The organism is Nannocystis sp. RBIL2 (assembly GCF_026626745.1).
Lineage (GTDB): Bacteria > Myxococcota_A > Polyangia > Nannocystales > Nannocystaceae > Nannocystis.
Genome location: NZ_JAPNJW010000001.1, coordinates 3,261,776 through 3,285,647, shown reverse-complemented (window position 1 = coordinate 3,285,647; position 23,872 = coordinate 3,261,776). Strand labels below are relative to the sequence as shown.

The 23,872-nt window shown below is 71.3% G+C and carries 19 protein-coding genes; 13 read left to right on the top strand and 6 right to left on the bottom strand.

The window, feature by feature from the left end:
- Positions 1 to 92 precede the first annotated feature (92 nt).
- A complete protein-coding gene (locus tag OV090_RS12810) occupies positions 93 to 1,550 on the bottom strand; it encodes a hypothetical protein (protein WP_267703891.1) in 1,458 nt (485 codons plus the stop codon).
- Between the two features lie 139 nt (positions 1,551 to 1,689).
- On the opposite strand from OV090_RS12810, the gene OV090_RS12805 reads away from it, so the two are divergent.
- On the top strand, positions 1,690 to 2,148 hold the full coding sequence (locus tag OV090_RS12805) for a hypothetical protein (protein WP_267703890.1): 459 nt from the start codon (positions 1,690 to 1,692) through the stop codon (positions 2,146 to 2,148).
- On the opposite strand, the gene OV090_RS12800 is transcribed toward OV090_RS12805, so the two are convergent.
- Together OV090_RS12800 and OV090_RS12795 are read right to left on the bottom strand one after the other, a co-directional pair.
- Positions 2,054 to 3,421, bottom strand: a complete 1,368-nt coding sequence (locus OV090_RS12800; protein ID WP_267703889.1) for a sigma 54-interacting transcriptional regulator — start codon at positions 3,419 to 3,421, stop codon at positions 2,054 to 2,056. The genes OV090_RS12805 and OV090_RS12800 overlap by 95 nt on opposite strands.
- Before the next feature lie 41 nt (positions 3,422 to 3,462).
- Entirely contained in the window at positions 3,463 to 4,845 is a 1,383-nt protein-coding gene (locus OV090_RS12795) for a serine/threonine-protein kinase (RefSeq protein WP_267703888.1), read from the bottom strand.
- Between the two features lie 6 nt (positions 4,846 to 4,851).
- On the opposite strand from OV090_RS12795, the gene OV090_RS12790 reads away from it, so the two are divergent.
- From OV090_RS12790 to OV090_RS12760, 7 genes are all read left to right on the top strand, one after another.
- Positions 4,852 to 6,015: a hypothetical protein gene (locus OV090_RS12790; protein ID WP_267703887.1), complete on the top strand. Its 1,164-nt coding sequence runs from the start codon at positions 4,852 to 4,854 to the stop codon at positions 6,013 to 6,015.
- Between the two features lie 12 nt (positions 6,016 to 6,027).
- Positions 6,028 to 6,483 (top strand): hypothetical protein, encoded by a 456-nt coding sequence (locus OV090_RS12785; RefSeq protein ID WP_267703886.1) that lies wholly within the window; start codon positions 6,028 to 6,030, stop codon positions 6,481 to 6,483.
- Between the two features lie 104 nt (positions 6,484 to 6,587).
- Positions 6,588 to 7,985 (top strand): hypothetical protein, encoded by a 1,398-nt coding sequence (locus OV090_RS12780; RefSeq protein WP_267703885.1) that lies wholly within the window; start codon positions 6,588 to 6,590, stop codon positions 7,983 to 7,985.
- Positions 7,986 to 8,031: 46 nt separating this feature from the next.
- A complete protein-coding gene (locus OV090_RS12775; protein WP_267703884.1) occupies positions 8,032 to 8,868 on the top strand; it encodes a hypothetical protein in 837 nt (278 codons plus the stop codon).
- Between the two features lies 1 nt (position 8,869).
- Complete coding sequence (locus tag OV090_RS12770; RefSeq protein ID WP_267703883.1) at positions 8,870 to 10,684, top strand: hypothetical protein; 1,815 nt, start codon at positions 8,870 to 8,872, stop codon at positions 10,682 to 10,684.
- A gap of 9 nt (positions 10,685 to 10,693) precedes the next feature.
- Positions 10,694 to 11,950 (top strand): DUF1501 domain-containing protein, encoded by a 1,257-nt coding sequence (locus OV090_RS12765; RefSeq protein ID WP_267703882.1) that lies wholly within the window; start codon positions 10,694 to 10,696, stop codon positions 11,948 to 11,950.
- Entirely contained in the window at positions 11,934 to 12,581 is a 648-nt protein-coding gene (locus OV090_RS12760; protein WP_267703881.1) for a hypothetical protein, read from the top strand. The genes OV090_RS12765 and OV090_RS12760 overlap by 17 nt, the downstream gene beginning before the upstream one ends.
- Positions 12,582 to 12,875: 294 nt before the next feature.
- On the opposite strand, the gene OV090_RS12755 is transcribed toward OV090_RS12760, so the two are convergent.
- On the bottom strand, positions 12,876 to 13,187 hold the full coding sequence (locus tag OV090_RS12755; RefSeq protein ID WP_267703880.1) for an amidohydrolase family protein: 312 nt from the start codon (positions 13,185 to 13,187) through the stop codon (positions 12,876 to 12,878).
- Between the two features lie 542 nt (positions 13,188 to 13,729).
- Between OV090_RS12755 and OV090_RS12750 the strand changes: the two genes are divergently transcribed.
- The 3 genes from OV090_RS12750 (at position 13,730) to OV090_RS12740 (ending at position 16,684) form a co-directional block, all read left to right on the top strand.
- Complete coding sequence (locus OV090_RS12750; protein ID WP_267703879.1) at positions 13,730 to 14,014, top strand: hypothetical protein; 285 nt, start codon at positions 13,730 to 13,732, stop codon at positions 14,012 to 14,014.
- 46 nt (positions 14,015 to 14,060) lie between these two features.
- Positions 14,061 to 14,477: a transposase gene (locus tag OV090_RS12745; protein WP_267703878.1), complete on the top strand. Its 417-nt coding sequence runs from the start codon at positions 14,061 to 14,063 to the stop codon at positions 14,475 to 14,477.
- A 326-nt stretch (positions 14,478 to 14,803) separates the two neighbouring features.
- Positions 14,804 to 16,684 carry a HAMP domain-containing sensor histidine kinase gene (locus OV090_RS12740; RefSeq protein WP_267703877.1) on the top strand — a complete coding sequence of 627 codons (1,881 nt, stop codon included), beginning with the start codon at positions 14,804 to 14,806 and terminating at the stop codon, positions 16,682 to 16,684.
- Positions 16,685 to 17,900: 1,216 nt separating this feature from the next.
- Here the strand turns inward: OV090_RS12740 and OV090_RS12735 are convergent.
- A complete protein-coding gene (locus tag OV090_RS12735) occupies positions 17,901 to 18,650 on the bottom strand; it encodes a hypothetical protein (RefSeq protein WP_267703876.1) in 750 nt (249 codons plus the stop codon).
- A 537-nt stretch (positions 18,651 to 19,187) separates the two neighbouring features.
- Here OV090_RS12735 and OV090_RS12730 point away from each other — a divergent pair.
- Together OV090_RS12730 and OV090_RS12725 are read left to right on the top strand one after the other, a co-directional pair.
- On the top strand, positions 19,188 to 19,745 hold the full coding sequence (locus tag OV090_RS12730; protein ID WP_267703875.1) for a hypothetical protein: 558 nt from the start codon (positions 19,188 to 19,190) through the stop codon (positions 19,743 to 19,745).
- Positions 19,746 to 20,828: 1,083 nt separating this feature from the next.
- Positions 20,829 to 21,587: an IS630 family transposase gene (locus tag OV090_RS12725; RefSeq protein ID WP_267703874.1), complete on the top strand. Its 759-nt coding sequence runs from the start codon at positions 20,829 to 20,831 to the stop codon at positions 21,585 to 21,587.
- An 891-nt stretch (positions 21,588 to 22,478) separates the two neighbouring features.
- Here the strand turns inward: OV090_RS12725 and OV090_RS12720 are convergent.
- A complete protein-coding gene (locus tag OV090_RS12720) occupies positions 22,479 to 23,426 on the bottom strand; it encodes an NADP-dependent oxidoreductase (RefSeq protein ID WP_267703873.1) in 948 nt (315 codons plus the stop codon).
- Positions 23,427 to 23,872: the final 446 nt, after the last annotated feature.

Here is a 23,872-nt window from a genome sequence, read left to right as displayed (position 1 = left end):
GAGAAGCGGGTCCGGCGTCTCCGAGAGGGGAGACGGATACACGGATCGTCGAGTCGGCGGGGGAGTCGCATGCGCGGTGCGGCCAGGCGGGCTCAGGGCTGGCGCACGGCCACGCCGATCGCACCGATGCACATCTCGTCGAGGGTCTCTTCGCCGAGCTGGACGTCGATCGGGGCGTCGAGGCCGACCTCGGCGAGCGCCTCCTGGACGCCGGGGTTCTGGATGGTGTTGTCATAGACGCAGCGGACGCGGATGGTGTCGCCGGACTTGAGGCGGACCATGTCGCCGAGCGGACGGTCGACCTCGTAGACGCGCTGCCAGTCGAAGTCCCAGCGCGGGGTCTCGAGCAGGCAGGTCTCGGCGCCGCTGTCGCGATCCTCGACCCACACGCGCAGATCGACGCCGACCTTGTGCATGTGGGCGGCGACGGCCCACAGGCGGGCCTCGACGGAGTCGGGGAAGTCGGTGTTGCCGGGGCCGGTGACCTTCCATTCGAACTCCTCGACGTGGTCGGTGGTGTCGGCGGGGATGACGAAGGGGCCGCTGAGGGGGTTGCCGTCGCCGGGGGCGCCGAGGAGCGAGAACATCGAGACCCACTCGGGCTGCTCGGTGGTCCAGCGCAGGGCGAGGCCGGTGGCGTCATCTTGCTCGGGGCCGGCGCCGGTGGCGTGATAATGGACGTTGAGGACAAGCCGCGCGCCGGCGGGCAAGGCGATGCCGACATCGGCGGGGACCTCCATCGGCAGGCCGCCGGGGACCCATCCGCTGACGAGCGGGGCCTTGCCGCTGAGGCCGGAGCTGCCGCCGCAGTCGGGCTTGATACCGTTGGCCCAGCCGGCCGACTCGGCGGCCTCGTCGACGTAGATCAGGACGTGGTGCACGATCTTGCGGTTGCCGGGGATGAGCTGCAGACCGGTGACGAACACGTCGGTCTCGTTGCCGGGATCGATGCTCAGGCAATTGAAGAAATCGAGGGTGTTGTCGAGCTTCTCGACGGTGACGCCGGAGGCCATGATCGCGGTGGCGCTGGGGTCCGGCAGATCGAGCGAGGGCGGGGTCGGGAGCGGCGCGGCGAGCGACGGATCGCCCTCGGGGGCGCCGTTGTCGGACCAGGCCTGGAACATGGCCTTGAGCTCGTCGGACAGGCGCGCGTCGTGCTTGAAGCCGTGCGGCGGTTGACAGGCGTCGGTCTCGACGGCGTGCCACGGCGGCATGAGGCCCTCGGCGACGTCGAATGCCATGACCGCGGCCCAGTCGCGGGTGTCCTCGTAGGTCTCCATGGTGAAGGGGGCGATGCCGCCGGCGATGTGACAGCCCTGGCAATGCTCGGCGACCACGGGGGCGACGTCCTCGTGCCAGTTGGGGCGCCCGGCGGGAGCGCCGGTGGTCGGCTCGACGTCGGTGGTGCCAGTGGTGGTGGAGGCCGTGCCGGCGTCGGTGGTGGTCGATTCGGCGGTGGTGCCGTCGGTGGCGGCGCCGTTGCCGTTGCCGCAGGCGAGGAGGAGCGCGGTCGTGAGCGCGAGGGAGATCGGGGCGAAGGTCGAAGCCATCGCGGCCGACAGAGCACGCGGCGTGCCAGGGCGAGGAAGCGGCCGGAGCGGGCGCCAGCGGCGATCGGCGGGCGACGGCTGTCGCCGGACCCTGGACTCGAGTCCATGCGGCGCGCGGAGTTGCGGTAGGATCGCGGGGATGACGACGATCCGCGATCCGTTTCGGCCGTTCGTCGCGGTCGACGACGGCGCGCGGCTGGTGCTGACGCGGCGCCGCAGCGCGGCAGACTGGCTGCTGCGCGGGGCCCTGTACTGGCTGCTGGCGCTGGTGGTGGTGCTGATGGGGCTGATCCCCTACGCGGCGTGGACGCGCGGCTCGGGCGTCGGCGACGTGGTCCTCGCGGTGGTGCTGCTGACGCTGACGTGGTTCGTGCTGCAGCTGGTGATGCTCGGGTTTCACGTCGACGGGGTGCGGCGGATCGCGGTCGGCCCCGGCGAGGTGGTGCTCGACGCCCGTGCCAGCGGTCGAGTAGGAAGTGTCACAGCGGCGCGGCGAGCGGCGGTCAGCCGCGGGTGCGGCCGGGGCGGAGGCCGTACTTGTCGAGCAGGCGGAGCATGTAGACGCGATCGATCTCGGCGGCCCGGGTGGCGCGGGTGATGTTCTGATCGAAGCGCTGCATCAACGCGGTGATGTAGCTGCGCTCGAACTGCTCGATGAGCAGGGCCTTGCCGACCTTGAACGGGATGTTGGGGTCGGCGGCGATCGGCTCCGACGGGGGCGCGGGGGGGGGCTCGCCGGCGGGCGTCGCGGGCGGTGGCGCCGGCGACGCCGAGAGGTCGCCGAGGAGGACGGCGCGCTCGATGGTGTTGCGCAGCTCGCGGACGTTGCCGGGCCACGGCTGGGCCTGCAGGCGGGCGACGGTCTCGGGGTCGATGGCGACCTGCGAGCCGCCCTCGGCCCACTCGGCGAGCATGGCGGCGACGTACTGCGGGATGTCCTCGGGGTGCTCGCGCAGCGGCGGGAGGTGGACGCTGACGACGGCGAGGCGGAAGTAGAGGTCGGTGCGGAAGCCGCCGCGGTTGACCTCCTTGCGCAGGTCGCGGTTGGTGGCCGCGATGACCCGGACGTCGACGCTGCGCGGGCGACTGGTGCCGAGCGGTTGGACCTGCCGCCGCTCGAGCACGCCGAGCAGGCGGGTCTGCAGCTCGAGCGGGAGCTCGCCGACCTCGTCGAGAAAGAGCGTGCCGCCGTCGGCGGTGACGAAGGCGCCGTCGCGCGGGGCGGTGGCGCCGGTGAAGGCTCCGCGCTGATGGCCGTAGAGCTCGCTCTCGATCAGGTTGGCCGGCAGGCCGCCGCAGTCGACGACGACGAACGGTCGATCGCGGCGCGGGCTGGCCTCGTGGATCGCCCGCGCGGCGACCTCCTTGCCGGTGCCCGACTCGCCGGTGACGAGGACGGTGGCGTCGCTGCCGGCGACGCGGCCGAGGACCTCGAACACGCGGCGCAAGGCCGGGCTGCGGCCGAGCAACGGGCCGAAGCCGTCGGCGGCGGGCAGCGGGACCTCGACGGTGCTGCGCAGTGGTTGAAGGCGCAGCTCGGTGCCGCCGATCCGCACGCGGGTGTCGCGGTCGACGACGACGTCGCCGACGCGGACGTCGCCGATGAAGGTGCCGTTGCGCGAGTCGAGGTCGTGGAGCGCCCAGCCGTGGGCGACGAGGGTGATCTCGAGGTGCTGACGCGAGACGGTCGGATCGCCGAGCACGAGGTCGCAGCTGTCGTGGGTGCCGATGACGACGCGATCGCCGGTGAACTCGCGCGCGAGCTTGCGGTCGGGGCCGGCGAGGACGGTGATCCGCAGCGGGTTGCGGAGGAGGCTGACGCCGCCGCGAGGGTCGCGGATCTGCTGCGTGTGCGGTGTGGACGGTTCCATGTCTGCCAGTCGGTGAGAGGCGGTCGTTGAGGATGCGCGGGTCACCAGTCGGTGACGTGGGTGTCGGCGCCGCGGGTGATGGTGATCGCGCGGGTGCGTCGCTGGCCGAGGTCGGGGTTCTGCAGCTCGAGGGTGTGCTTGCCGGGCGCGAGCTCGACGGTCAGCGGGGTGCGTCCGAGCGTGCGACCGTCGACGCTGGCCTCGGCCCACGGGACGAGGTTGACGAGCAGGCGCCCGTGCGCGGCGCGGGCGGGCGTCGGCCTGGTGCGCGGCGGGGCGACGGTCGGCGAGGTCGGCGGAGCGGGGAGTGGCTTGGGCGGGGTGACGGCGAGCGGCGCGGGCGGTGCGGGTTCGGGCGCGACGGGGACGACCGCGGGCTCGGGCTCGGGCGCGAAGATCGTCGGCGCGAGCGCGGGGGCGTCTGCGGTCGGCACGGCGAGCCAGACGACGCCGGCGAGCACCCCCAGCAACGCGGCGGCGGCGGCCAGCGCGGGGGCGCGGCGGCGTGGTCGCGGGGCCGGGAGTGCGGCGGTCTGCGGCGGGCGCACGCGCTGGTCGAGCGCCGCGCCGAGGTTGCGCGCGAGGTGGTCGCGGCGGTGCAGCAGGTCGCGCACGCAGGCGGCTAGCTCCGCGGGCTCGTGCGAGATCCGCCGACTCGCGCGCCACTGCTCGAGCGCGGCGGCCAGGCTCGAGATGTCGGGGAAGCGATCGTGCGGCGCCGGTGATGCGGCACGCGCGGCGATCGTGCGCGGCTCGTCGGTGTCTGGCGTGTCGGCGAGCAGCTCGCCGAGGACGACGCCGAGCGCGTAGACATCGGCGCGGGCGTCGACGGGCCGGCCGGCGAGCTGCTCGGGGGCGGCGTAGCCGGGGGTGCCGAAGCCGGGGCCGACGTCGCGGGCGGCGGTGGTGAGCGCGGCGATGCCGAAGTCGGTGAGCTTCACGACGCCGTCGCGCGAGACGAGGATGTTGGCGGGCGTGACGTCGCGGTGCACGAGGCCGAGCGGCGCGTCGTCGCCGTCGCGCGCGGCGTGGGCGTGGGCGAGGGCGGCGGCCACCGACTCGACGACGAACAGCGCGGCGGCGATCCCGAGGTGGGTGTCGCGCTGCTCGAGGTCGCGTGCGAGCTCGGCGAGCGAGACGCCGTCGACGTGCTCCATCACGAGGTAGGGCGCGTCGTCGTCGACGCCGACGTCGAGCACCTGGACGATGTTGCCGTGGGCGAGGCGCTGCACGACCTCGGCCTCGGCGAGCAAGAGCGGCGCGACATCGGGGCGGCGCGCGAGCTCGCGGCGGACCTGCTTGACGACGAGGCGCTTGCGAAAGCCCCTGGCACCCTCTACGTGGGCCAGATACACTTCGCCGAGCCCGCCGCTCCCGAGCCGTTCGCCGATGACGTATCGGCCCAGACGCCTGGCCCCGCTCACCGCCCCATGATACGGCACCGCGACAGCTTCTCGGCACGGCTCGTCGGCGCAGTCGTGGCGGTGGGGTCGGCGCTGGCGATCACGCGGCCCGCGGATGCGGCCCCCGCGGTAGCGAGCGAGGTGACGGTGTGGCCGCGTGGCCCGGGCACGGCGATCGCGGGCGGCGACGAGGCGGTGCGGGCCGCGGGGTCGCGGGCGCGCGGGTTCGCGTCGCTGCGGGCGCGGCTCGAGGCCGAGGACGCGGCGGCGCAGGCGAGGCTGCGCGCGGCCTTGCAGGCGGTCGAGCAGGGGCTGGAGGCGGTGCGGGCGGCCTATCTGGCGCAGAGGCCGGACGACATGTTGGTCGCGCTGGCGCGCGCGGAGGCCGAGGCGGTGGCGGCGTTGCCCCCGGGGCCGCTGTGCGCGGCGACCCTGTGGGAGCTCGAGTTCCAGCTGGGCCTGGCGTACGGGGCGCGCAAGGGCCCAGGCGACGCGGAGCGGGCTTCGGCGCGGTTCGCCCTGGCCTGGGCCCTCGACGGCGAGCGGAGGCCGCTGGGCGCCCTGTACGGGCCCGACGTCGGGCTCGCGTTCGCGCAGGCGGTCGACGCCGCGGCCCGCCGGCCGTCGCGGCCGGTGACGGTCGAGGTGACGCCGGACGACGCCCGGGTGGCGGTCGACTGTCGCCCGCTGGCGGCCGATTCGGGGCTGCGGCCGGGGCTCCACGCGGTCCGCGTCGACGCGCCGGGGCACGGGGTGTTCGCGCAGGTGGTCGAGGGCGCGGAAGTGATTCGGGCGGCGCCCGGGCCCGACGCGGCGGCCGAGCTGGGACCGTGGTGGTTCGCGGGGACGCTGACGCCGATGTCCGCGAGCGCCCGAGACGCGGTGCAGCGGTTCGCGGGCACGCGCGAGGTCGTGTGGGTCGAGGAGGCCGACGCGCAGTTCGTGGCCAGGCTGGTGGTCGACGGCCAGCCGCGTCGGGTCGCCCGCGCCGAGTCGGCGGCCGCGGCGGTGCGGCAGGTGCTGGCGCCCATCGAGCCCTCGGCGCCGCGCGTCGAGGCCATGCCGCGCAAGCGGACCGGGCTGTGGGTCGGCCTGGCCAGCGCGGCGCTCGGCAGCGTCGCGCTCGGGCTGGGCCTCGGGCTGGGCCTGCGCGAGCCGCCGGAGGCGCGGCTGCAGCTGGTGGTCCGCTAGTCGGTCGGCGTCATGAGGATGAAGCTCGCGCCCATCGGCCTGCTCCTCGCGCTCGCGGGCTGCCCGGTCGAGGTCGAGGACGAGGTCGTCGACCTCGCGCTCGCCGGCGACGCGTCGTGCACCGAGTCGCGGCTGTCCGGCCTGGCGAGCGTGTCGGTCGAGGTCTACGGGGTCGACGACGGGGCGCTGTGCACCCTGGCCCGCCGCTGCGTGACGCTCGACGCGGTGACGACGGTCGCGGCGCTCGAGGCGGCCCTGCGCGCGGCGATGCAGCCGCTGGTCGACACCGCGCTCGACGACACGCGCCAGATCGCGGTGTTCGGCCACGATCGCCTCGGCTGCGGCGAGGCCGACCGCGGGCTGTGCGGCTTCGCCGACCTCGCCGACGTCGAGGCGGCGTTGCTGACGGTGCCGCTGCGCTGCGGACCCGCGATCTGCCCCGACGAGGTCCCGCCGTTCTGCCCGTGAGCCGCGGCCCTCGACTCGAGTCAAGGGGACGCCGCGCCGACGCGAAGACGCGTGTGATCTCAAGCGCGAGCGACCGGCACGCGGCGTGCTCTCCATGCCGGCGCATGACCATGATCCGCGAACTCACCGCCGCGCTGACGATCGCCTGCGTGCTCGTCGGCTGCGGCAAGGACGAGCCCGCCGACACCGACGCGAGCACCGGCGAGGCGACCACCGACGACGCGACCGCCGGATCGTCGACCGGGACCACCGCCGAGCCGACGACCACGTCCGGGGCCGAAACGGGGCCGACCTATTATCAAGACATCGCGCCGCTGCTGAACGAGCGCTGCGTCGGCTGTCACGTGAGCGGCGGCGCGGCCCCGTTCGCGCTGGCGAGCTACGAAGAGGCGTCGTCGTTCGCGCCGGTGATGCTGGCGTCGGTCGAGGCGGGGACGATGCCGCCGTGGCCGCCGGGCGGGACGACCCCGCCGCTGCAGCACGATCGCAGCCTGCCCGCGGCCGAGCGCGAATTGCTGGCCGCGTGGGTCGAGGCGGGCGCGCCGGAGGGCGACGTGAGCGACCCGGCGCCGCTGCGCGAGCCGGAGACGATGATGCTGCCGTCGGTCGATCTGGCGACCGACATCGGCCACGACTACGTGCCGGACGATTCGCTGTCCGACGACTATCACTGCTTCGTGATCGACCTCGGGACCGCGGAGGATCGGGTGGCGCTCGGCTATCAATACACGCCGGGCAACCGCAAGACGGTCCACCACGTGCTGAGCACGCTGTTCACGCCCGACAGCCTGGCGGCGATCCAGGCGGTCGACGACGAGACGCCGGAGCCGGGGTGGTCGTGCTTCGGCGGCTACAGCAACATCCCGGGGGCGACGGCCGCGGGGGCGCTCGGCGGCTGGGTGCCGGGCGTGACGGCGTCGAACTTCCCGGCGGGCACCGGCGTGGACGTGCCGGCGGGCGCGCTGCTGGTGGTGCAGATCCACTACAACCTCGGCGGCGGCACCGACCCCGATCGCACGCGCCTCGACATCGCGTTCGCGCCGAAGGAAGACGAGGCGGGCATCGAGCGGCTGAAGACGAACCCGTTCCCGTGGCCGGCGTTCACGCTGCCGCCGGACGAGAAGGACATCGTCGTCGAGCAGGTGATGAGCGCGCGCGTGACCGCCAAGAACTACCCCGACGGCGACGCCTTCATCGTCGGCGTGGCCGGGCACATGCACCTGCTCGGCACCGCGTTCTCGCTGTCGCTGGTGCAGGGCGGCGGCGAGCAGACGATCCTCGAAATCCCGCGCTGGGACTTCCACTGGCAGGGCAGCTACGCGCTGGTCGAGCCGATCCGCGTGGCCGTCGGCGAGGAGGTCAAGATCCGCTGCGTCTACGACAACACCGCCGAGCACCGCGCGGCCCAGGGCCTGGGCCCGCCGGTCGAGGTGAAGTGGGGCGAAGGCACGCAGGACGAGATGTGCCTCGGCTACCTGCAGATGATCGACAACCTGCCGTGAGGCCGTCATGTGGCAGCCGTGCAGGTCCTTTGGTAAGGTGTCGCCGGTGAGGCCGGTGCTCACGCGCACGCGAGCGATGTCGACGATCGTCGGCGCAGCCGCGATCGCGTGGGCGACGGCCTGCGATCCCGATCCGGCGGAGCCGGAGGACGAGCCGGTGGCGCAGGTGACCCTGGCGGCGCTCGACGCCAACTCGGCGACGCTGAGCCTCTACGACGGGCTGCTCGGGCCGGTGAACCTCGCCGGCGTGTCGCAGGCTCTGGCGCCGCAGAAGATCATCGAGCAGGTCGAGGGCGGGCTCGACACGTCGCTCGCCGATCCGACGTGTTTGACGCTGAAGTCGGATCGCACGAGCTTCCTCGACCTGCAGTTCGACCGCTGCCGCTTCAAGGGCGTGCTGCTCGACGGCGGCCTGCGCGTCGAGCTGACGACCGAGGCCGGCACCTGCGACGGGGTCGAGTGCGTGGCGGCGACGGTCTACACCACGCGGCTCGACGCGCTGACGATCGGCAAGTCGCTGGTGAGCGCGGCGACGTCGGTGCTGCGGATCCCGACCACGCCCGGCGAGCCGCGCAGCTACACCGCCGAGGTCGAGCTCACCGACAAGCTGGACCGCGAGCTCCACCTGCGCCACGAGCTGACGTTCACGCGCAAGGACGGCTGCGTCGACGCCGAGCTCGGGGCCGAGTTCATGGTCGACGAGCTGGCGATCAGCGTCGCCGCGACGGCGGTCGAGATCTGCGGCAACAAGTGCCCGCGCGCCGGCGAGGTGCAGATCGCGTGGGGCAACGGGCAGGCGCTGGCGTGGGAGTACACCGGCGACGCCGAGGTGATCGTCCGCGGCCCGCGGGGGCGCGAGTTCGTGCTGCCGCTCGAGTGTTGAGATGAGACGTCGTCGCATCGCACTGAATTGCATGGTCGCCGCGCTGGCGCTGGGCGGGTGCGCCCGCGAGCCGCGGCGGCAACAGGCGGTCGAGCCGGCGCGGCCGGGCGAGGCGCCGCCGATCGCTGCGACGAGCCGGCCGTACGCGCCGCTCCGGCCGCTGGCGCCGGCGGCCGACCTCGAGCTGCTGGGGTCGGACGATCACCTGGTCCGGATCGCGCTGGTGCTGGCCGGGCGGCGGCCGACGGCCGAGGAGATCGCGGCGGTGCGCCGCGATCCGGGGTCGCTGGGATCGATCGTCGATCGCTACCTCGACGCGCCGACGTTCGGCGCGGTGGTCCGCGACATGTGGCACGAGGTGCTGCTGCTGCGGGTCGAGGGCCGCTTCGTGCTGCCGCGGCTGGGGCCGCTCGCGGGCGCGGGCACCGACGCCGACTGGGTGCGCGAGGTGTCGGAGGAGCCGCTGCGGCTGATCGAGCACGTGGTGACGCACGACCGGCCGTTCACCGAGATCGTGACCGCGGAGTACGCGATCGCCAGCGACCTCGGGCTGCGGGTGTGGGGCGGGCGCGAGCTGCCGGCCGACGGCGACGCGCCGGCCGAGGGGTGGAAGAAGGTCGCGTGGGACTCGGAGCAGCCGATGGCGGGGATCCTGTCGAGCGGGGCGCTGTGGCTGCGCCACCCGTCGAACGGCACCAACCTCCACCGCGGTCAGGCGCACGTGATCGCCGACGCCCTGCTGTGCAGCGGGTTCCTCGAGCGCGACGTGCCGCTGTTCAACGACATCGACCTGTCCGATGAGACAGCCGTGAACAACGCGCTGGTCGAGGACCCGGGGTGCGTGAGCTGCCACCAGACGCTCGACCCGCTGGCGAGCCACATGTTCGGGTTCGTGCGCGTGACGCCGGGGGCCGTCAAGCGCTCGTACGCGCGCGGCGAGGGCGGCGAGTGCGTCAAGGAGGAGCGCGGGCTGTGCTACCCGCTGAGCGAGTACCGGCCGCAGCAAGCCAAACAGTGGCGCAAGAAGACCGGGCGGCCGCCCGGCTACTTCGGGCTGCCGAGCGAGGACCTGCGCTCGCTGGCGCAGCAGATCGCCGGCGACCCGCGGTTCTCGATGTGCGCGGCCCGGCGGTTCTACGGCTACTTCATGCAGGTCGGCTGGAACGAGGTGCCCGACGCGACGGCGGTGTCGCTGCAGGACGCGCTGATCGCCGGCGACATGCAGGTGAAGCCGCTGGTCAAGGCGATCGTGATGTCGGACGACTTCCGGGCCGCACGCGCGCGCGCGGGCTCGCCGGCCGAGGGGATCGCCGGGCGCAAGACGACGCGGCCGGAGCAGCTGGCGCGCCTGGTCGCCGATCTGACCGGGTTCGAGTGGAAGGCCCACCCGGGCAAGGTCGACAAGATCGGCGAGGTCGCGCTGATGAACTCGGACCAGTTCGGCTACCGGGCGATGGCCGGCGGGGTCGAGGGGTTCCAGATCACCGAGCCGAGCCACGCCTATGGGCCGACGCGCACGCTGGTGCTGCAGACGCTGGCGGCCGAGGCGGCGGCCCACGCGGTCGAGCGCGAGTTCGCGACGGCGCGGGCGAAGCGGCGGCTGTTCACGGAGGTCGACGACGGCGAGGCATCGGAGCCGGCGGTGCGGGCCCAGATCGTGCGGCTGCACGAGCGGGTGCTGGCCGAGCCGGTGGCCGAGAGCGGGCCCGAGGTCGACGCGACCTACGCGCTGTTCAAGGCGGCGAGCGACGGGCGGCGCGGGTGGACGCTCGTGCTGGCGGCGCTGCTGCAAGACCCGCGGGTGGCGTTCCACTGAGGTGATCGCATGAGCACGTCGCGTCGCCACTTCCTCGTCAGCACGGCCGCCGGGCTCGGCGCGCTGGCTGTCCCAAAGGCCAGCTTCGCGGCGCCGGCGGAGCAGCGGTTCTTGCTGGTGGTGTTCGCCCGCGGGGCCTGGGACGTGACCTACTGCCTCGACCCGAAGGCGCCGCCAGGCTGCGACGTGCCGGCCGGCGAGGTGACGACGTACCCGGCCGGGCTGCGGGTGCTGACCAGCAGCGAGCGGCCGAGCATCCGCGCGTTCTTCGACGCCCACGCGAGCCGGGCGGCGATCGTCAACGGCATCTGGATCGGCTCGGTCGCCCACGTACCGGCGCGGGTCCGGATCCTCACCGGCACGCGCAGCGAGCGGAACCCCGACGTGGCGGCGATCTTCGCCGCCGAGGCGGCCGGGAAGCAGCCGGCGCTGGCCTTGCCGTACGTCGACCTCGGCGGCGGAGCGTACGCGGGGCCGCTGGCGAGCTTCATGGGCCGGGTCGGCAACACGAATCAATTGGTGACGCTGCTGAACCGGGCCAAGGCGTTCCGCGGGGCGCCGAAGGGCAAGGCGCAGCCGGGGTTCGAGTTCACCGGCGAGGAGCAGGCGGCGCTGGCGAAGTTCGTGGCCGGGCGCGCCGACGCGGCCAGGGCCGGCAAGACGGGGCCCGAGGCGCAGGTGCTGGAGGGCTTCCGGACCAGCCTCGATCGCGCGGAGGCGCTGCGCCGCGATCCGCAGCTGCGGGCGATGGCGGTCGGCACGGCCACGTCGCTGGCGCAGCAGGGCGAGCTGGCGGTGGCGATGTTCCGCGGCGGCGTGGCGGCGGCGGCGTTCCTCGACTCGCGGCTCGACTGGGACACGCACGACGCGATCGCCGATCAGGGGACCGCGCACGAGCAATTGTTCGCCGAGCTGGGGACGATCGCGCGCAAGCTCGACGAGGCCGGGCTGCTGGCGCGCACGACCGTGGCGGTGCTGTCGGAGTTCACGCGCACGCCGAAGCTGAACAGCCAGCCGGAGCCGGGCAAGGACCACTGGCCGCTGACCAGCGCGCTGGTGTTCGGCGGCGGAGTGAGGCCCGGGGTCTACGGTGCGACCGACGAGAAGCTGGGGGCGATGCGCGTGCGCATGGACGACGGCAAGCCGTCCGACGGCGGGCGCCTGCTGCAATTCGACAACTTCGCCGCCGGGCTGCTCGAGCACCTCGCGGTGTCTTCCAGGCGCTGGATCGCCAACGCGGAGCCGTTTCGTGGGCCGTTTGCGTGAGCTCGGGGTGCTGGTGATCGGGCTGCTCGCGTGCGACTCGGTCGCGCGCGAGGCGGAGCCGGCGGCCGTGTCGGCGGTGCTGCTGGCGCCGGCGACCGCGGAGGAGAAGGCGGCGCGCAAGCAGGCGCGGGCCGACAAGCAGAACAAGAAGGCGGGGAAGATCGCCCGCGAGGCGCCGGCCAAGAAGGCGGGGAAGCAGGCGAAAGCCGGGAAGCAGGCGAAGACGGCGAAGGAGGTCGACGCGCGGGCGAACGCGAAGACGATGCCGTCCTCGCCGTCACCGGCGGCGCCCGGCGGACCGCCGCTGCCGCCGTGCCCGCCCGAGAACGTGCTGACGTGGCGCAGCTTCGGCGCGGGCTTCCTGCTGACGTGGTGCACGGGCTGCCACAGCAGCTCGCTGGCCGAGGAGGCGCGGCAAGGCGCGCCGCTGGCGGTCGATTTCGACACGTACGCGCGCTACAAGCCGTTCGAGCGGCTGGTCTACGAGCGCGCGGTGACCGAGGCGCACGCGGTGGCGATCGATCCGCAGGCGGCGGCGTCGCCGATGCCGCCGGCGGGGTTGGTGCCCGAGGCGGATCGCCAGCGGCTGGCGCAGTGGATCGCGTGCGGGTCGCCGCCGGCGCCGAATTGAGCGGCGCGCCGTCGCGGCGCGGCCGGTGACGAATGGGTGTGGCGAATCGATGCGGCGCGAATTGCGGCGCGCGCTCGAACCTGCGAGCTCGGACCGGCGCGCATCGCCGCCGTACGAGGCCGCGCCGTCATGGTCGACACATGGCACCTGTTCGGCGGCCAGCCCTGGCCGTCGAACAGGTGCTCATGACATGTCCCAGAGGACAGCTACGTTCGGAGCCGACGACGGCGAGTCGGCCGCTCACGGCTGCAGCCGTGCCAGGGTCCGGGGAAGGAGCGGCCGCCATGGGGCGGGTCAGAACTCGACCAGCTCGCCGCCCTTCATCACCGCGGCGACCCCGTCGATCACGGCGTGGATGTCCGTCAGCGGGTCGCCCTCGATGGCGATGATGTCGGCGTAATAGCCCACCTCGACGTTTCCGATCTCGTCCCCGGCGCCGATGCTCTCCGCCCCGTGGATCGTCGCGGCGCGGATCGCCTCGAGCGGGGTCATGCCCGCCTCGACGAGCCAGTGGAGCTCGCGCGTGTTCTGTCCGAACCCGGTGAACACGGCGTCCGGGCCCATGGCGATCTTCACACCGGCGTCGTGCGCCGCGCTGACGGTCACGACATTGAGCTGCGTGAACGCCTCGAGCTACGGCACCAATTCGGGCGGGTACCCGAACAGCTCGAGGTTCTGGCCGTAGTACTCGTTGTGCGCGATCGTCGGCACGTAGACGACGTCCTTGTCGATCATGTCGAAGAAGTCCGTCTCCTCCAGGCCCTCCGGGTGCTCGATCGAGTCGGCGCCGGCGAGGATGTTCGTTTCTCACGGTCACCACGGCGTACTCGAGGTTGCCGGCGCCCTTGTCGATCGTGGTGGTGACGCCCTTCTTGAGCGTCGCCAGGGCGGCCTTGCGGGCCTCTTCCACCAGCACCAGCGGGGCGTTCTGGTGCAGCCAATTCCGCCGTTCCCAGGCGGTCGTGTTCGGCTCCTGGTCCGTCTGATAGGCGAAGTGCGTGTGCGCGTCGACGAGCCCAGGAAGGCCGGTGTAGGCCGTCCAGTCGATGATCTGCGCGCCGCACGGGATCTCGTCCTCGTCGGTGGTGACCTGGCTGATCCGGTCGCCGTGAACGACCACGATCGCGTTCTCAAGGACGGTGCCGTCCTTGGGATTGACCAGCCTGCCGAGCTTGATCGCCCTGTCATCGCTCACGCACGGCTCCTCGTCCGTGGTCGCCGTCTCGGTCGCGCCGTCGGTGGTGCTGCTCGTACCCGTGGTCGTGTCGAGGCCCTCGGTGGTGGTGCCGGTGGTGGTGCCGGTGGTCGGGTCGGTGGTGGTGCCGGTGGTCGGGTCCGGGGTCGTCGTCGTCGTGTCGTCGGCCGGCGGCAACTCGGGGGCCGGCGGTTGCCGCCCGATCACGCGAGCCTCGGGCTGCTCGCGGATCTGGTGACTCACGCGGAAGTCCACCACATCCTCGTCGTCGGAGCTTTGAGCGCGTGGTTCTTCAACAACACCCGAATCGTCTCTCGGCCGACCTCGTCGACACCCTGGCGCAACCGGCCGACGCGTCGGAGCCGGTCGTCGCGCTCGATGAACGGCCGGTCGTACTTCGAGACCCCGCTCGTCCTGGCCGACCAGCCTCACCTGGCCGCATGGCCCGCCAGGATTATGAATACGTGCGGCGCGGAACCGCAAATATCTTCTGCATCGTCGAGCCCAAGGCGGGGCGCCACCTGACCTATGCGACGCCGAACCGCACGGCGAAGCAGTTCGCTCGGGCTCTCCGCAGAATAGCTCAACGATATCGTTCGGCGCGGACGATTCACCTCGTCATGGACAATCTCAACACGCACCGCGACCGCCCCGAGCCCGAGCTGCGCCTTGCGGACCCATCGTCTGCGCTTTCCCGATGACATCGGCCCCTTCGTGCACCGCCGCGGTGTAGACATTCAGACGCGCGCGCGCGCTCGGCCTCCGGTCCCGTCATTTGCCCCGGGCGAACCGCCGTCTCCGTCGCGGCTCGCGCCGGCGGTCCCCCGGCCCGCTCGATGAGCCGCCCGAGCACGGCCGTGACGGCGACGAGCGCCGCGAGCGCGAGCACGACCGGGTCCACGCGGCGCGGTGGACCCGCGCGAGCCCGAGCGCATGCGCGAGCGGCGTGTGCAGGACGGCGAGCTGAAGGGCACCGGAGCTGCCGTGCGCAGGCTAGCGCGCTCTACGGTGACATGTCTCGAAAGACATGTTCTCGATCGGCGGCGCGGCGTGGAGTCGCAAGCTCCGTCCCGTCGGGCCGGAGCGTCTGGCTCACTGGAGCGGAACGGCGCTGACCGTGTCGGCGCGGCGCGCGAACGCGTCGATGCCGAGGAACCCACCGACCGCCGGGGTCGGTGGTCGAGGCTGCGTTGACGCCGCGGTGCTTCAAGGTGGAAGCGAGGGCGACGACAAGCGTCCCAAACACCGCCGCGGACCCGGGCGAACCCGACAGTCGACCAGCAGAGGCGCGAGTCGCTTGCGTTGCCCGCTTTTGAGCGCTCCCTATACTTGTATGTTCGTGCGATGTACGAGCGAGGAGGGAGCGGCGGCGGTTTCGGCGTTGCCGGCAGTCATTCTTTCGGTCCTCGCACTCTCGATCCTGCTGCAGGTTGCGGCGGCGGTGTTGGCGTTGCGACTCATCCGCAGGACGACCGCCGCCGGCCACGCGTGGCTCCTCCTCGCCTTCGCCATGCTCCTCATGGCGAGTCGGCGCGTCGTGACCATCCTCGGGCTCTATTTCCCGGCCCTCGAGCAAACTTTCCGCGGCGTGATCGCCGAGACGATCGGGCTGGCCGTCGCCGGGCTCGTGTTCGCGGGCGTGCTCCAGATGCCCCGGGTGTTCGACGCGCTGGCGGCGGCACGGAACGCGTCCGAGGCCGGCCGCCGCCGCGCGGCCTTCCTCGTCGAGGCCAGCGCGGCGCTGGTGGCGGCACCTCAGGAGGCTGCGGTCCGCGTCGCTCTCCTCGCCAAGCTCCCGGTGCCGGCGTTCGCCGACGCCGTCCTTGTCGATGTCTTCGACGATCGCGGGGTGGTGCGGCGGATCGCGGCCGCTGCCGCGCCCGGGGTCGCCGAATTCCTGTGCCGGCACCACCCTCCAAACGTCGACGCACCGGGAGAGCTCGGAGCCGTCCTGCGCGGCGGGGAACCCGTGCTCGCCGAGGAAGCCCCGGCCGACGCGTTGACGCGGATCGCGCCAGGTGCTGTCTCGCCGGAGCTGTCCATCCGCTCGTACGTCATCGTGCCTCTTGCGGCCCGGGATCGCCGGTTCGGCGCGCTCATCCTCGTATCCCTGCGGGAGCGCCACTATTCGCACGAAGATCAGGCCCTCGCCGCGGACCTCGCTCGGGTCGCCGCGCTCACCCTCGACAACGCCCGGCTCTACAGCGAGGCCCAGGAGGCGATCCATGTCCGCGATCGCTTCCTGTCGATCGCCTCCCACGAGCTCCGAACGCCCCTCACCCCCCTCGTGCTGCAGCTCCAGAGCATCTTGAGAAGGGGCGCGGGCAACTTCGCCGGGGACGCCCTGCAGCAGAAGCTCGAGTGCATCGAGCGCCAGGTCCACCGGCTCACCCGCCTCACGGTCGAGCTCCTCGACGTCACCCGTATCACCACGAAACGGATCGAGCTGCGCTGGGAGGAAGTCGACCTCGCCCGGGTCGTGCGCGACGTGGTCCACAGCTTTCACCGGTCCTTGTCGGATGCGGGCTGCACCGTCACCATGCAAGTTCCCGCTTCGCTGCTCGGGCGGTGGGATCGCATGCGCGTCGAGCAGGTGCTCGACAACCTCCTGTCGAACGCGATCAAATACGGGGCGGGAAAACCCATCGACATCGTCCTCGGTATCGACGCGGAGCGGGCCATGGTCTCCGTACGTGATCACGGCATCGGGATCGCGCCGCTCGATCAGAGCCGGATCTTCGACCGCTTCGAGCGGGCGGTCTCCGACCACCACTACGGGGGGCTGGGCCTCGGGCTATGGATCGTGCGCCAGATCCTCGATGCGCTGCATGGCTCCATCCGCGTGGAGAGCTCACCTGGTCGGGGTTCGACATTCATCGTCGAGCTCCCGCGCCGCGTTCAGGAATGAGAGTCGCTCGCTATCCCCGGATGAGTCGGCCGGGGCCGAGCATTGCGGCGTAGCAATCGTGGGTCTGCCGCGGGACATGGGTCCCTCCTGCGGCCCCGTAGACGACGATCACGTCTCCGCGCCCAGCCCGCTCGGCGATCCACGTACGCTGCAGCGGGGCTTGCGCTCGAAAGCAGGCCCCACCTGGGGCCGTAAGGCCAATCGATCGCCCCGTGCGCGTAGGCTTGCAAATCGGTCGCCCACCGAACGTGGTACCGGAGTACAAGTGACAGCAGGTTCGGCGACGCGGCAACGGGGCAGCACAGGGCGGGGTCGATGCCACGACCGCAGTTGGCGCAGCCGTGACGCTCGCGCTTAAGCGGTTCGAAGGGGGAATTTCGTCGAAGTGTCGAGTACGAGAACGCTTGGAGGTCCACGGAGCAGGGTCGCAGGGTCAGCGGTTCGAAGGGGAATTTCGTCGAAGTGTCGAGTACGAGAACGCTTGGAGGTCCACGGAGCAGGGTCAGTTCGTGAACCACGATGCTCGACCTCGAACAGCTCTACAGAGCTCTCGGTCGGCAGGTATCGTGAAGCTCTACAGAGCTCTCGGTCGGCAGGTATCGTGAACCTGGGCCCGGCGGGCACGCCGAGACGGACTCCTCGTCGGGCAAACGACAAGGGGCACGCCGAGACGAACTCCTCGTCGGGCAAACGACAAGGGAGGCCGAGCGCGGCGCTGGAGGCCGGCGCGGTCAACCGGTGAACAGCAAGACCTGCCCCGGAGGAGCGGGCCGGGGCGGTCGCGGTGGGGCTCGCGCACCGTGGAGGACACGGACGATGTCGTCGGGGTCGCGGGTCTGTCCGACGGGCTCATGATCGATTGTCCTCACGTCGAGAGCATAGCCATCGCCCGACTCGAGAAGCTCGAAGCCGGTTGCCTTCGGAATGTATGTCGCGGTGTCGAGCCGAGGGTAGTCCACGACGAGGTGCCTCAGGAGCTCGACGTACTCCTCTCCCCCTAGCCCGGATTTCTCACCAAGAAAAGGAATTCCAGCGGCGAGGAACAGGAGTGGCGCGACGACTCGGGGACCTCGAAATCGCCGCACCGATGGAGCGCGCTCGTCGAGCTCTGGTCTGCGCGGCCCCTCACTGCAGCGCCCCGGTGACCCGGAGGACGTCGCGGTGCTCGACGCGCGGCTGGACGCCCCCGGTGCGGGAGCGTCGGCCCGCGGCGGGCTCACGGGCATTTCGGCGCGAGGAAGCGGCCCTCGACCCCGTCCTCGGTGTCGACGATCGCGCCGGCGATGCAAGTTTCGCTGACCGCGTAGATCGTCAAGGTCCCCCCGGGCACAAATCCGCCGTAGCCGCCGTTCGCGCATTCCCGGTCCCACACGGCGGAGACGCCTTCCATCGTGATGTCTTCGCCGTCGACGTACTGTCCGGGGACGATCGGCCCCGGGAATTCGGCGTTGACGAGGAAGCCGCTGTTGCAGCTGGTCCCGAAGCTGTCGGCCGAGACGTCTCCGCACAGGAATTCCTCGGCGTCGGTCAGCCGAATCGACATCGGCCCGGTCCAGCGGGCACTCTCGACCATGGCGGGCGCCTCCGGCGGGAACTCGAGGCCCTGACAATTTTCCTCGACCGGATCGGGCCCGCCGGTGGTCGTCGTGGTGTCGTCTTCCGTCGAGGTGCCGGGTGAGCTGTCCGTCTCGGTCGGGTCGCCCGCAGTAGTCGTCCCGGGCTCCTCCGTGGTGCTCGTCCCGGGGCCCTCCGTGGTGCTCGTCCCGGGGCCCTCCGTGGTGCTCGTCCCGGGGCCCTCCGTGGTTGTCGGGTCGTCGCTCGTGCCCGTCGAGGTGCTCGTCGCGCCGCCGGTGTCCGAGCCGGTCTCGTCGGTCGTCGCGGTCTCGCCGGTGGAGCCGGGCGTGCAGCCGGCGGCGAGGGTGAACGTCAGGATCCAAGGTGTAAGAGAGATGAATTCGTATCGCATGGTGACTCGCGTCCGTGGCAGGGTGCCCGGGTCGCGGCGCGTTTGTCAGGGGGTCCGAGAAAAATTCGACGCCCGTCGACCTTGCAGGGCGCGCGCACGTGGAGCGCCAGCGCGCTCGTAAGTGGGTCACGCAGCGCGTACGGGCCATCGCCTTGTGCCGACGCCCCGTGCTGCAGAGCGACAGCAGCGGCGCCGGTAGCCATGCCTCGACCGCGGTCAGAATCGGCAGGACGAGCACCAGCGCCGCGATGCTCCCTTCGCCAGCTCGCGCGATCTGGCGAGGGCCTGCCCGATCCTCGCGCGGAGGATCCCGAGCGGTGCGGCGAGCGGCGCCGTGGCCAACGAGCGGCTCGTGCTCTGGAGTGGAGCTCCACGTGGGGTCTTCGTCGCCGAGGCGGCGGTTGAAGAAGGGCGGGGGCGGCCACGATCGGGCTGTGGCCGCGGAGCAGAGGCTCTATCGGGGGCCGGGGCAGGCTGGGCCGGGGTCCTACGTGTGCGGGCCGTGGCGCCTCGGGCCGTGCTTTGCGGGGTGCGGGGGTGCAGCTCCTCGACGCGACCGTCTTCGTGGATCAGCACCTCGGCGTGCAGGAAGCCGTGGGCGAAGCGGCCCTGGACTGTCACGGTCTCGCCGACGGCGACGAGCTCGCCGCCCCCACCGGCGCGGCCGGTCTCGATCAGCGCCCGGCCGGTCGGGTCAGCCAGGACGAACTTGTTGCCGAAGAGCTCGGTGACCTGACCGTGCACTGCGGTCCGGGTCTCGTCCGCGAGGCTGCCGACCGCCACCGGCGGCACGAGCGCCTCCGTGTCTTGCGGCCGCAACGCGCGCAGGCCGAAGAACAGGCGCTTAAGCGGTTCGAAGGGGGAATTTCGTCGAAGTGTCGAGTACGAGAACGCTTGGAGGTCCACGGAGCAGGGTCGCAGGGTCAGCGGTTCGAAGGGGAATTTCGTCGAAGTGTCGAGTACGAGAACGCTTGGAGGTCCACGGAGCAGGGTCAGTTCGTGAACCACGATGCTCGACCTCGAACAGCTCTACAGAGCTCTCGGTCGGCAGGTATCGTGAAGCTCTACAGAGCTCTCGGTCGGCAGGTATCGTGAACCTGGGCCCGGCGGGCACGCCGAGACGGACTCCTCGTCGGGCAAACGACAAGGGGCACGCCGAGACGAACTCCTCGTCGGGCAAACGACAAGGGAGGCCGAGCGCGGCGCTGGAGGCCGGCGCGGTCAACCGGTGAACAGCAGGAGCGGCGCTGGAGGCCACGACAAGGGAGGCCGAGCGCGGCGCTGGAGGCCGGCGCGGTCAACCGGTGAACAGCAGGAGCGGCGCTGGAGGCCGGCGCGGTCAACCGGTGAACAGCAAGACCTGCCCCGGAGGAGCGGGCCGGGGCGGTCGCGGTGGGGCTCGCGCACCGTGGAGGACACGGACGATGTCGTCGGGGTCCGAGACCACCTCGAGGACGCGCATGCGGCCGCCGCACTTGCGGCACCGCGTGATGTCGATAGCGAAGACCCGGGCGAGGAGGTTGGCCCACCCGAGGCGGCGCGGCCTCGACGACGCTTCGACCCCTCGCCAGAGCCATCGTTCGCGGCGTCGGCGAGGTCGAGTGCAAGCTGCTGGTGCGAGGGGACGGGCTCGGCGAGGGCCTCGAGGTGAAGCTCGATCACCCGCATCGCGCGCCGACGGGGAGCGCCAGGCCGTGGTCGTACTACTCGCCCGCGAGCTCGCCATCTTCGGGCTCCGCATCCGAGAGTTTCATCTCAACCAGCCCAAGTGCTAGCTTGTCTTTCGACGTCATGTCCCCCGGGGTAATGTTAATGAATTTGCGTCGTTTTCGCACCGGAAGACGGCGCGCATGGGGTGTAAACGTGCCGTCTCTACTGCTTTCAGGCTGTCGTAGATGTCCCTTGGAGAGGGGTCACTCCCCCCTCGAATACTCGTTCGACACAAAAGGTGGCGATAGAAGACCCCCCAAGAAAGCACACTGTCTACGAAGTTTACCACGTTGTTCACAGCGACCACGCATCGCGGGGGATCAGGCACGTCCGAATCGAGCTGCTCTGCAGAAGCCACGGCCCCGGTTCCCCGGACTCAAGCTCAAGGACGAGGACCGAGAGCTGTTGCGACGAAAAGCTCGGGAGCGGCTCACGGAGCGGATCTGGAAGTGAAGCTGCCCCGCTCTGGTGGACATCCTCGATGAGTCGGGAGTAGAGAGGGTTGAAGGGCATGAGCAAGAAGAAGCGAAGAGCATTCACGCCGGAGCAGAAGTCGCGCGGATGGACGACGTCCTCGACACCCTGGCGCAACCGGCCGACGCGTCGGAGCCGGTCGTCGCGCTCGATGAACGGCCGGTCGTACTTCGAGATCCCGCTCGTCCTGGCCGACCAGCCTCACCTGGCCGCATGGCCTGCCAGGACTATGAATACGTGCGGCGCGGAACCGCAAATGTCTTCTGCATCGTCGAGCCCAAGGCAGGGCGCCACCTGACCTATGCGACGCCGAACCGCACGGCGAAGCAGTTCGCGCAGGCTCTCCGCAGAATAGCTCAACGATATCGTTCGGCGCGGACGATTCACCTCGTCATGGACAATCTCAACACGCACCGCGAGAACTCGTTGTGCACGACCTTCGGCGGTGATGCGGGGCGTGAGCTCTGGAGTCGCTTTACCGTCCACTACACTCCCAAGCACGGGAGTTGGCTCAACCCTGCTGAGAACGAGGCCAGCTTATGGTCACGTGAGTGCCTCGGGCGTCTCCGGATCGGCTCTCTCTCCGAACTGCGTCGTCGAACGTCCTTGTGGAACAAGGACGCCCACCGGCGCCGGCGCAAGGTGCGCTCGCCCCGTGGCGGCCGTCCAGTGGGCGGCCACCCGGCCGGTCTGCAGGCCAAGGACGTCACGACGAGGCGTGCAGGTTCGGTAGGCATCTCGCCCACTTGGTGAGCGGGTCGCGCGCGGCAGCGCCGGCCTGCAGGCGCGATCCATTATTCAACGAAGATCGAGCTGACTTTATCGTTCCAGTCTCCCATAGATTCTTCCGCCCTGCAGTAGCCCGTAGGGCCGGGGTACCAGCCCCCCTTACCATCAACGTCCCGAGCGAGGTGGGCCGTGTGTACGCCGGTCTCGTATGAAGACACCATGTCGTTCATGTGGTACTTGTGGTCGGTGAGATTTACCCAAACGCGGCGATCGCAGAAAGCCAGGTGCTTGCCTCCCGTTCTGCGACGTCGATGAGCCGAACACCTGTCCTGGCAAGGGCCAGGAGTGTGTCCCCTGGTATGACGACCCCGCCGACGCCGCCCCCTTCAACATCGACGTCGGCCTCTGCCAGCTCCCCACGCCCTGACCTTTCCACCAGGTCCTACCGGGCATCTCCATCCGCGAGCATGACCAGCTCAGGACCTCGTCGGCGAGGGATACCACTCGCGCGTCTCGCCGATCTGTCACGCAACCTCGTGGGCGTGGGGACTGGCGTCGCCGGTACTGCACAGTGCTGGACGCCGGCGTCGTGCAGTGCTGGTCGCGCGGCGGCCCAGCCGCGCGGATGGGACTACCTGGACACCGGCCGTGTAGCGATCGCGCTCGACGAACCGGCGTCGCAGCTCGTCATTTCCCGCGGGGGCGCGCTCGTGCGGGACGGCCTCCGTGAACACGCCCTGGAGAGTCATGACCGGATCGGCGTCGTCGTTCTTCCAAGCCACATTCAACGGGCCGCCCACGCGGGCCTCACATTCGCAGATGCTCAGGGTCCATCCCGGGGGAGGGAGCATCCAGCGTCGCCTCTTGGCTGGCTCGGTCATTGCCTCCCGCACGAGCCGACGCGGGGCGTTGCGCTCACGTGAAGTCGAGCACCGGGCGACCGCGCAGGCCGCCGGCCTCGAGCACGCGGTGGGCCTCGGCGGCCTCGGCCGCGGGGAACACCCGCGCGACGCGCAGCGTGAGCACGCCGTCCTCGGCTTGCTGGCGCAGGCGGTCGAGCTTGGCGGTGTCGGTGAGGCCGGTGGTCACGAAGATCGGGTGGGCCACGATGCCGCGCTCGGTCGGGCCGCTCCAGCCGCGCACCGTGGCGATCCCGCCGCCGTCCTTGATCGCCGGGAGGATGCGCTCGTGCAGCATCGCGGCGTCGATCACCGCGTCGACACCGTCCGCGGCGACCTCGCGGAGCTTGTGCGCGAGGTCGTCGCCACGCTCGAGGACGATGTCGGCGCCGAGCGACTGCACCAGCGCGTGGTCGGTGACGGAGGCGTCGACGATGACCCGCAGGTCGTCGGCCTTCGCCAGCTGGATCGCGTAGCCGCCGATGGCCCCGGCCGCGCCGGTGACCGCCAGGGTCTGGCCGGGGCGCAGGGCCAGAGCGTCGAGCGCGAGCCGCACGGTGAGCGCGTTCATCAGCAGCGTCGACGCGGCGGGCATGTCGGCGCCCGCGGGCACCGGCACGACCGAGGCCGCGGGCACGACGAGCTGCTCGGCGTACGCGCCCCCGTGCGGGCCGAGCGGCATGACCACGGCGACGACGCGATCGCCGACCTTGAGCCGCCCGTCACCCTCCGGCCCGACCGCGTCGATCACTCCGGCCGCGTCCATGCCCGGCGTGTAGGGGAACGGCGGCAGCTTCGGCACCAGCCGTGCGATCTCCCCCGAGCGCAGCAGCAGGTCGGTCGGGTTGACCGTGGCCGCGTGTACGCGGATCCGGACCTCGCCCTTGCCGGGCTGCGGCTGCGGCCGCTCCACCAGCTTCAAAACCTCGGGACCCCCGAACGCCTCGATCACGACTGTTCGCATGCGAAGGGTCATAGACCACATGCATCGGCGCCACAAGCCGGCGGCCGGTGCAGGGCCGCGGACCTACCCCACGACGGATCTTTCGGTACATGTGTCAGACGTTCGTGCGACCGGTGATACGCGCCGAGCACGAGGGTGCGCGCTACAGTCGTCGGCCCACGAACTCACCTCGCGGGCCCAGGACGGATCGAGCCGCCGTGACTGAACCTGTCGCCGAGGAGGTCGCGCATCGCGGGAGGAGGCCGACCTCGAGGCCCCCGCGACGTGGGCACCTATGATGCTCGATGCAGTCATCCGGACGCATGTCGCTAGTCGGACATTCGCTCGGTGCCCTGCATACGCCGCGAGTTGCCGCGTCCGGCATCATGGGCACGAGACACGCGAGCTCGTCAGCAATTGGACAGGTCCTCGAGCAGTTCGGGAAGCGCTACAATCATTGTCGTCCA